Origin of the sequence: Roseomonas aerilata DSM 19363 (genome assembly GCF_000711725.1) — a bacterium.
GTDB classification, from domain to species: domain Bacteria; phylum Pseudomonadota; class Alphaproteobacteria; order Acetobacterales; family Acetobacteraceae; genus Roseomonas; species Roseomonas aerilata.
Genome location: NZ_JONP01000090.1, coordinates 1 through 8,925, shown reverse-complemented (window position 1 = coordinate 8,925; position 8,925 = coordinate 1). Strand labels below are relative to the sequence as shown.

The following is an 8,925-nucleotide window of genomic DNA, read 5'->3' as shown; positions in this document are numbered from 1 at the left end:
CATGATACCAATGCGTGACGTACCTCCTTTGCTGGCCTGTTCCCTCTCGAGAGGAGCGTCGGTCAGGTCAGCGATGGCACCCAGCCGGCGACGGGTTTCGAGATTTCCATAAGCGCCGGTCTGGCCCAGTCGAAGCTCAAGACGTGGGATGACGCCAAGTTCCAGCTCTGTTTCGACTCCAAGTGTGTTTCGAATGCGTCCAGTGCGGGCCCTTTCGTAAACACCAACAAACGCGACCTCCGCCGATCCGGGCGCCGCTGCTATGGGATCACTGATTTCGAACGGATCGTCAGCCAGTTCGATCGGCTCGTCCTGCGCCGATGCCGCCGTAATGTGCAGAGAGGAAGCGAGTAGCAGCGCGCCTAGAGTAGGCTGCGCCGCGCGAAGCGTGAGGCTTGCTGGGCAACGGAGGCACCGCTGTGAGCCTAGAACCCGCAAGGAGTCTCCTTCTCGCTTACCGACGTGGCGACCAGTCCAGCATGCCCATGGCAGACACTTGTTGGCACCTATCGACCGGCCGTAGCCGTGAGATCGGCCCTCGTAGCAGCCGGCCTGTCAGACGATCTTAAGGAGCACGCTCCCCAAGATGCCGATGTTCAGACGAAGATACGGTCGGCCAGGGCCGACACAGTCGTGTTTTAGATGAGAAGGTTGTCGTCCCCACCGAGTGCGACGAACACGCTGGAGCGGAACTCTACAGCCTGTTGCATCACAGCCGTTGCATCATGGAAGCCAAAGTCTCGCAGATCCACCACAGAGAAGTTTATCAAATCGTTAACGTCGATTTCAGAGGTGTATGGCGAGCGGCCTGAGAGGTAGTCCGCGCTAAGGTGACGGTTACTAGTCACGCTGCGAGGCCGTGATCCACCTTGAGCAAGCGTGGCAGATGTTCTGAGCCGAAGCCAGTTCGGCCAGTATCTATCGCTAACTCAAGCAGCTCCGGCTTCACGCTCAGCCCGCCTTACCTGCCAAAGCAGAGGCGAGATCAGCCGCCTGAGCCGCCCTGCTGGGAGGGGTCCTGAACGCCCGGCGTGCCGGCCTGCGGGTTCGGTGGGCCACTCGCAGGGGCTCGTGACAGCGGGGAGGCCGCAGCACCCGGCACGCCAGCGCCCTGGTCCGACGTCACGCCACTTGGAGCGCTGGGTGTCGGCGCCGTCGACACGGAAGGCTGAGGAGTAGGCGCTTGGCCAAACGCAGGACTGACAATCAAGCCAGCCGCAAGCACAAGGATCATCTTCTTCACTGCGCATCTCCTGAGCGATGTGTTAGTTTGCAAGTCGCACCTGATTTGCGGAACATACAGTCGCAAGACAGCGAGCTATTTATGTTATAGTCACCAGCGTAGCCGTGGATGCGAGAAGCTTTTGCGAAAGCAGCTCAAGGCGAGATGACCTCTCATCCGCCTCTCACCAATCCTTGCTGCATTCGAGCTGGCTGCTCGGCTGCCGCTCCAGCCGACGGCTCAGCTTCCCGCTGACGAATTCGTGCCTGCAGCGTAACCGCCTCTTCACACCGTGACGTCGACGCATGGGGTAGGGCCCGGGCCTCCACCGTGGAGATGTCCGCCATGAACCAGACAGTGCCGGTCGCGCGCCTTGTAGAGGAGGAGGGTGCGTCAGCAGCTCGTCGGGTGGACGGGATGGCCATCGCTGCACTCCACGCTGAGGTAGCTGACCTGCTTCGCGAAGTGCGCGAAAGGGGCGCTGCCACCGTCGCGGGATGGGCCGAATGCTTCCCCCGCTCGGAGTTCCGGCCGAGCGCGGAGAACTTGGCTCACTACCTTGCCCTGCGCCATCGCGACCTGCGGCCCTTACAACGCTCCCTCATGCTCCTGGGCCTTTCCTCCCTAGGCCGATTGGAGAGCCGCGTGCTGCCGGCCCTGGAGGCCGTAGAGGCCACCCTTGCCCGTTTGACGGGGCAACCCGGCGGCAGCCGGCCCTCACCGGAGGTATTCTTTAGCGGGCAGGATCTTCTATCCGAGCGCACGGAGGAGGTGCTCGGTCCGGTGTCGTCGGAGAGGCGGGTCGCGCTGCTCGTCACATGCCCTTCGGAGGCGGCCGACGATGCCGAGTTCATGCTGAGGCTCGCGCGATGCGGCGTGGAAGCAGTGCGCATCAACTGCGCCCATGACGACGCGGCAGCCTGGGGCCGCATGGTGGAGCATGTCCGGGCGGCCGAGAGGGAGACGGGCCGCCGCCTGCGCGTTCTGATGGACCTGGCCGGGCCGAAAATCCGCACGGGCAAGGTTCGCCATTTCGGGGACGAAAAGCGGGTTCGCAAGGACGCGCGGCTGGCGATCGTGCCGCCGCGTGGCCTGCGCCACCTCGACGAGGACGATGCGGAGTTTGCCGCCGAGTGCACCTACGCCGAGGTGTTCGGCATGGCCAAGCCCGGCCAGCGTGTCTTCCTGGACGACGGGAGGATCGGCGCGGAGATCGAGCGTGTTGAGGAATGGGGCCTCCTCGCTCGCGTCAATCAGGCCGACGAGGAGGGGGTAAAGCTGAGGTCGGAGAAGGGCATCAACTTTCCCGACACTGATCTGCGCTGCGCGGCGCTGACGGCGAAGGACCTAGAGGATCTCGACTTCGTCGCACAACACGCCGACGGGATTGGTTACTCCTTCGTGCAATCCGCGGCCGACGTGGAGAGCCTGCAGGACGCGCTGGCGGCACGCCGCCCGGCAGACTGGCAGCGCCTCTCGTTGATCCTCAAGATCGAGACGCAGCGCTCCCTGCATGCCCTGCCAGAGATCGTTGTTCGTGCAGCCGGGCGGCAGCCCACCGCCATCATGATCGCGCGCGGGGACCTGGCGGTGGAGATCGGGTTCGCGCGGGTGGCCGAGATGCAGGAGGAGATCCTGTGGCTCGGCGAGGCGGCACAGGTGCCCGTGATCTGGGCGACCCAGGTGCTCGAGCACCTGGTGAAGAAGGGCACGCCCTCACGCGGGGAGATGACGGATGCGGCCATGGCCGCCCGGGCCGAATGCGTCATGCTCAACAAGGGCCCGCATATCTTCGAGGCCATTCGCGAGTTGGACACGCTTCTTCGGCGCATGGCGGAGCACCAGCACAAGAAGACACCGCAGCTGCGTCGTCTCGCGAGCTGGTGAATGCCATTGCAGCTCACCTATCGAAGAGGCTCGGCCTTGCTCCGCATCATGATTGCTACCGTGCTGGTCGTTGCGCTCGCAGTGCCTAGTGCGGCTCAAACGGTTCGCAGCCAGAACTCGACCGAACCGGGCTTTGGACAGCAGGTGGAGCCGTCCAGGCCGGGTGGGCAGGGCCAGGCTGCTGCTTCGACAGCGCCGGGCGGGCTGGCGTAGCGGAACGACCGGTTAACGCTCTCGCTGTCGGGAGGAGACTTCACGATATCACCGCTGCTGCGCCTCGACCTGGACTCTCCGGTCGGATGAGAGACGGACCCTGCCTGAACCGGTGACGTCGGGCGTCGTTGCCTGCTGGCTACCGAGGAGGCGAGACTGTTATGTGGGCGGGCCCGGTCGCGCCACTCGTTGGCTGGGCAAGTGCTCACGCGCCCGCTCCCGCGCGTTTAGGAGAGGCGCCCGAAGCGCAGGGTCGGGCTCGAGACGGCGACGGATCTCTCCTATCCTAATTTCCTTCTAACTTCGCCAGTCGCTTTAGACATTTGCTACAGGTGACCTCGTTGGCTGGCGGCTCAGCCCAGTTCGAGCCTGCGCCAGGCTCGCTCGCACAAAGCGCCATGCGGCAGTACGGTGTTACCGCGTGGAACACTGGGGCAAGTTCACGCGGCTGCCGTCCTGACTTACGCAACGCGACGAAGGTTCTGCCGGCTACGGCGATCGCGTTTGTGAGCATGGCTACCTGTACTGGCCGATCTAGTGATCTCTCTTGTCTGCAGACGCAGCACACGAGATCATCGTTGAACGTGGACGTGCGCACGGCAGGCGTGACACACCGATGGTGGCGGTCACGTCCACCGTGCTGAAGAAGCGATTGTTCAGCCCCGGCTGTCGTCCACGATCATGACGCGTGAGCCGTCGGCAGTCACCTCGACATCGACTTCCATGCCGCCGTGCTGGCCTTCAAACTCGTAGACGGTGGTCATCGCCTCAGCCACACTGCTGCCCCCGCTCGGCCGCAGGCTGCGCTCCATTTTGGTGGGCCGGAAGCCGGACATCCAGCGCTGTAGGGCTTGCATCACGGGCTGCGGGACGTCCGCCTGCGCCACTTCCTCCTCGATCTCCTCCAACGTGCCGTCGGCGAGGAAGTCAACCTCGCGAACCTTGCCGTCGCGGGTGCGGCCCTTGATCTCGTAGATGATGCGGCTGCCCTCGACCTCTATGCCGACTTCGGTCACGTCCGTCAGGGCTCCGACGGCCCGTGCGGCGGCCAGGATATGTGGGGGAACCTGGGCCATCTCCAGACGCGCGCTCTGGGCGAGGGCGGCAGGGATGGGCGAGGCGAGAAGAGTAATGGCGGCCGCAGCCGCCAGAAGCGCGGACTTGCTTGTCATGGTGCTTTGCCTTTTCACGCTCTGCGCCGCGGGAAAAACCAGCTGGACGAGCGCGAGCGAGATCTATGTGGGCGTTCAAAGCTACACGTCGGCGATGCTTTCGCTATGAGGGCGTGACCGTGAGCATGTATGTGTGCATTTGTTGCGGCGAGCAAACCAACAACGGCGAACGACAACTGGTGGTAAATACTTATCAACCAAACACAACCAGCAGATGGTGGCGCAATACGCTGCCGAGCTTCTAATCGCACCAGTGAAGCTGGTACGAGGCGATTATGGCTTACGTCGAACTCAGGTACTACCGGGCCTATGCCCTTGAGATCCGCGAGTTCGGCGACACCGGGTGGGCTGTGCACGTGTACACGCCGAGCACCGAGTGTTGTCCTGAGAAGCTTACCATTGTTGACGTCGGCGTTGCGTCGGATCTTGAGCAGGCGCTCGCTGCAGCACGTTCGGCTGTCGACGACGACGTGAGGAGGCGCCATCCAAGGTCGCGGCACGTGGCGCGCCGATCTTCTTCTATCAGCACGGCTCTCGCGGTGGCCTCTCGCTGACCTGCACCACGCCGAGTAGATTGGCCACTGTTCGCCACCGCAGGAGAAACGGTAGGCACAAGCAACAAGTGGGTCGCCGCACTCGTAGTGAGACGCAGAGGCTTCGAAGGCGTTAAGTTTATTTGCTCCCCCGTACATTCATGGCCAAGCTTCCACCATACGGGAGGCATCTTATGAGCAGCGTGAAACAAGTTGCTAAGGTTGGGCTGGTTCTCGGGGCGCTCGGTGGGGGCGCTGGGGGCGCATGGGCGGCACCGTTCGAGCTCCTCTACAGCGGTAGCTTCGACACGGACGAGGCACTGACGCCCGCTTCTGCCAGCGCTCCGCGTTTCTTCGCCAGCCCAACACCTTTCACCGCGCGCGCGCTGTTCGACACAAGCAGCCCCAACTTGGCCCCAGCTTTCGGCGGGCCGTTCAACGGCTTCCGCGCTTATGCCCCACTCTCGGCGACGATCACCATCGGCGGCACGAGCTACAGCATCGAGACGGCGCTACAGGATCCTCTGCGCGGGGTCACGGTGGCCATCTTCGACCAGAACAGCTTTACGCCAGGGCGCTACGGGATCGGGATGTTCGTGGACCCGGTCGGTGACGGCGCCGGCTTCGTGGGCGATTTCGGTGGCGCCTCGCCCGCCTTCACCGCCTCGTCCCTGGTGCCTACGGTGTTCGAGCAGTTCTTCGGAGTGGGGCACAGCCCAGGCCCCTGCGCCTCCGGCATGCCGCCTGCCTGTCCCAAGGTCGCAACGCCCTGGATCCTGCGCGACGTGAGCAACCTCGCCTATGACCTCACCTTTGCCGACTACCTGGCGGATTACCAAACTGTCACCGCCGCGGGTGCGCGGCTCGGGCCGCTGAACACGGCCCAACTGGTAGCGGCGCCGGTGTCGGTACCAGAACCCTCCTCCCTGGTCCTCATGCTGTTCGCCCTGCTCGGGCTGGGTTGGAGCCAGATGCGAGCGGCGCCGGTGCCCTCCCTGAATGGTGCGCCTCTCCTGGCGCGGCGCGCTGCGGATGGTCTATAGTCAGTCGCAAAAACAGCCTGCATCACGCTCTGCGGCAACAAAGCCAAGGTATTGACCTGTTTAGCCGCCACGCTGGTGATTAGTCGGGGCTGCGCTTTGCCATGTGAGCGAGGTACTCGATCAGCGCATCCAACTCTGTCTCGCTGAGTTGGCGCGGCGTGAACCCGGGCATCTTCTGATCCGGCCAGCGTCTCACGCTGGCGGGTTCACGCAGGTAGCGGCGCAGGGCAGCAGGCTGGAAGTACTGCGTCGGGTTCATGGGGATGTTCAGATCTGGCCCGACCGTCGAGGAACCGCCACCGTTCAGCGTGTGACATGGAAGGCACTGCGTGACGTAGGCCTGCTGACCGATGCGCGCGGGATGGTCGCCCGGAAGAGAGGCCTCCACGGCAAGTCCGGGCCAGCGTGACGCCGGTGATGGGACGTAGCGCAGCGTGGTGACCTGGTAGGTCCAGTACTTCGTCGGGATGCCCGAGGCCTCCGGCCGCTCCCACACGATGTAGAAGGGTCCGGCAGAGGCCTGCTTGCCCGGAAGGGCAGGCCAGGGAGCATCGTCGGGATCGATGGCCAGCCAAGCCCTCGCGGCGCCGGGGGCGTCCTGGTAGGCGAGTTCCATGGGGATCTGAGCCGCGTACCCGTCCCGGGCCACCGTCTCGAGCGTGCGCCCCGGCGATGGTGGCAGGTGTGACAGGAGGGCTGAGAGTGGAATGGCACGGTAGCTCGCGGAGGTGCCGTAACCAACATCCGACGGGATAGGGATCTGTCGAGCGTCCGGTCGCGCAAGGAGTTCGCTTGTCTCGAAGCTGACGCGCTCCTCGTCCCTCTCGATCAACAGGGTGGCGGCAGAGGCGCCGCCTATTGCGCCGAGAAGACTCCCGACGAGCGTCACAGCCCTAATGCGCATCATGCCTGCTCCGAGTAGGGGCACATACCATCCGCCCACCAAACCCAAGCGCCTCAAGCTTGCTCATGCACATTCTTGAGACCCAGAACCTGGGCATGTCACGACTCCAATTGCAGATCAAAGCGCTGTTGTTTGGACAATTACAATATTTCCCCCGGATGGGGGTGCGCTAGTCAGGTTCCAATCGGAGGATCCGTCCGGTTTGCAAATTCTGATTGAGCAGGCACAGGCAGAAGCGGCCGAATACGAAGGCGTTGCCAAGCGGGACTGAATAGCTGGACCGCTTGGCTTATACGCCACACGGATACAGCTGCTGGTGCCGCCAGTTCAATCGCTGCCATTTGGCAACCTGATCGCTTTCACCGCGCAAGCGGGTAATCAACTTGTTCACGATGGCCCGCGCGGTAGACCTCACCTTGTTGCGCGGTGTGGAGAACGGCAATGTCGGAAGCGCAGCCCGCAAGGGTAAGGCTCAGAATGGCTACGACAGCTAGGCGAGGCATCGGCGTCCTCCGGATTGTGCCCGCCTGCTAACGCGGCAGCGATGTTATGCCGAGCAGGTCAGGATGATTGCTGAACGCCTTGCACGCGCCGACGTGCTGATCCCCGGAAAAGGTTCACAAAGATGTCTCGCCTGCGCGTTAGCGTTCGCCGCTTCCGCTTGGGGTAGGAGGTCAGCATAGGCTTGGTGAGGTGTGTGGCGGCGTTCACGTAGTTGGCCGCCATCCACTCGCTCTCACCAACGAAAGTTCACTTGCGAATTCGGCATGGTGCAGTGCACCATTGCGTCAGGAATAGGGAGGAGCAGGCAAAAGGAGCCACCTTCCATGTTCGCGTCTCTCATCGGCCTCGCTGTGCTGTGCGCCGTCAACATCTGGGTGCGGCACTCTGCGCACCGTCAACGCCTGGATAGCCTGCCCAGCGGCCCACTAGGGTCCTAACGCTCGTCCTCAACAGCTTCGATCCCGCGAAGGCAGTCGGGTGGGATGGGTTAACAATCGGCTTCCGGCCTGTCCTGCCGGAGGGCGAAGTTCAACGCGGAAAGAAGCCGCCTGCCACCGTTCACCACCTTCATGTGCCCTGGCGCGCCTCGCCACAGGCTGTCCGGGTTCTCGCGCAGCACTGCGCCTGCCGCCTTGATAGCCTGGTCGCGTGCGCTCCGATGGTCAGGCCGTTCGCTCCTTTCCCCGTCACAGGACGAGGCGCTGTCGTAGAGGTGGAAGAAGTAGGAGGCATGGCTGTTCTGCCTGGAAGCCACCTGCCTCAGTGGCGCACTCAAGCCATTACTGTCACCTATGCTGCCCTTCTGGCGCATCCTGGCGCACGTTGAGGGCGAGCGTGGCGCCTGAGCGGGAAAGAGCCGGCGCCCCTCCTGATCCAACCCATTCCAACTGGTCACCAGTTCGGAGCGAGCAAGCACCTGGTAAACGGGTTCCGGTGGCGCGGGGTGGAGGATCAGCACAGCGCGTGCTTCCCCTGCAGCGGCTGGACCACGTCAGGCTAGCGGAGAAGCACGCGCCCGCACCTACTATCCGAACTGTCGGCACTTATTACACATTCGGATTTGAGCTTGGAAGACAAAGCATCCCGTTGATTATTCGGAACGTTTTGGATTGGCACACAGCTTGCCATCTTGGTGTCAAGGCGCAACGACGCGCCGACACCCGCTGCCCTCATCGGACATCCTCATGCGCAAGCTTCTCCTCGCTGCCGCCGCCCTTCTCTCCCTCGGCATGGCCTCCCAGGCCCAGGCCGCGCCCGAGCTCTCGGCGCGCATCTTCCAGGACGGCGTCTTCGTCCCCGGCACCGCCAGCACCTCCTCCAGCGGCTCGCTCCTGATCAGCGGCAGCTCCGCCAACTTCTCGGTCCTCACCTCGCTCTCCATCGGCTTCCCCCAGGTCGCCCAGCCGGCGCTCGACGTGCAGACCACCTCCATCAGCAGCATGGGCAA

At 63.6% G+C, this 8,925-nt stretch carries 8 protein-coding genes; 4 read left to right on the top strand and 4 right to left on the bottom strand.

Going from position 1 to position 8,925, the window contains the following annotated elements; genetic code table 11:
* Window positions 1-438 (bottom strand): hypothetical protein (locus tag BO39_RS34125; protein ID WP_211257605.1); only part of this gene is annotated, 438 nt, incomplete at its 3' end.
* Window positions 439-1,567: 1,129 nt separating this feature from the next.
* Between BO39_RS34125 and BO39_RS28495 the strand changes: the two genes are divergently transcribed.
* Entirely contained in the window at window positions 1,568-3,109 is a 1,542-nt protein-coding gene (locus BO39_RS28495) for a pyruvate kinase (protein ID WP_245615463.1), read from the top strand.
* 869 nt (window positions 3,110-3,978) lie between these two features.
* On the opposite strand, the gene BO39_RS28490 is transcribed toward BO39_RS28495, so the two are convergent.
* The gene (locus BO39_RS28490; RefSeq protein ID WP_043840136.1) at window positions 3,979-4,494 is read right to left on the bottom strand and encodes a PepSY domain-containing protein; all 516 of its coding nucleotides are present in this window, start codon (window positions 4,492-4,494) and stop codon (window positions 3,979-3,981) included.
* A 275-nt stretch (window positions 4,495-4,769) separates the two neighbouring features.
* Between BO39_RS28490 and BO39_RS33385 the strand changes: the two genes are divergently transcribed.
* Together BO39_RS33385 and BO39_RS28485 are read left to right on the top strand one after the other, a co-directional pair.
* Complete coding sequence (locus BO39_RS33385) at window positions 4,770-5,048, top strand: hypothetical protein (RefSeq protein ID WP_156964112.1); 279 nt, start codon at window positions 4,770-4,772, stop codon at window positions 5,046-5,048.
* A gap of 389 nt (window positions 5,049-5,437) precedes the next feature.
* Entirely contained in the window at window positions 5,438-6,070 is a 633-nt protein-coding gene (locus BO39_RS28485; RefSeq protein WP_169742893.1) for a PEP-CTERM sorting domain-containing protein, read from the top strand.
* 79 nt (window positions 6,071-6,149) lie between these two features.
* On the opposite strand, the gene BO39_RS28480 is transcribed toward BO39_RS28485, so the two are convergent.
* Together BO39_RS28480 and BO39_RS35535 are read right to left on the bottom strand one after the other, a co-directional pair.
* Window positions 6,150-6,977 carry a c-type cytochrome gene (locus BO39_RS28480; protein ID WP_043840133.1) on the bottom strand — a complete coding sequence of 276 codons (828 nt, stop codon included), beginning with the start codon at window positions 6,975-6,977 and terminating at the stop codon, window positions 6,150-6,152.
* A 988-nt stretch (window positions 6,978-7,965) separates the two neighbouring features.
* A complete protein-coding gene (locus tag BO39_RS35535; RefSeq protein ID WP_408735194.1) occupies window positions 7,966-8,289 on the bottom strand; it encodes a DUF6894 family protein in 324 nt (107 codons plus the stop codon).
* Between the two features lie 373 nt (window positions 8,290-8,662).
* Here BO39_RS35535 and BO39_RS28475 point away from each other — a divergent pair.
* Window positions 8,663-8,925 (top strand): hypothetical protein (locus BO39_RS28475; protein WP_043840131.1); only part of this gene is annotated, 263 nt, incomplete at its 3' end.

Coding starts and splice junctions, on each gene's coding strand:
- BO39_RS28495 (WP_245615463.1), top strand. CDS start 1,568: ATGAACCAGACAGTGCCGGTCGCGCGCCTTGTAGAGGAGGAGGGTGCG.
- BO39_RS28490 (WP_043840136.1), bottom strand. CDS start 4,494: ATGACAAGCAAGTCCGCGCTTCTGGCGGCTGCGGCCGCCATTACTCTT.
- BO39_RS33385 (WP_156964112.1), top strand. CDS start 4,770: ATGGCTTACGTCGAACTCAGGTACTACCGGGCCTATGCCCTTGAGATC.
- BO39_RS28480 (WP_043840133.1), bottom strand. CDS start 6,977: ATGATGCGCATTAGGGCTGTGACGCTCGTCGGGAGTCTTCTCGGCGCA.
- BO39_RS35535 (WP_408735194.1), bottom strand. CDS start 8,289: ATGCGCCAGAAGGGCAGCATAGGTGACAGTAATGGCTTGAGTGCGCCA.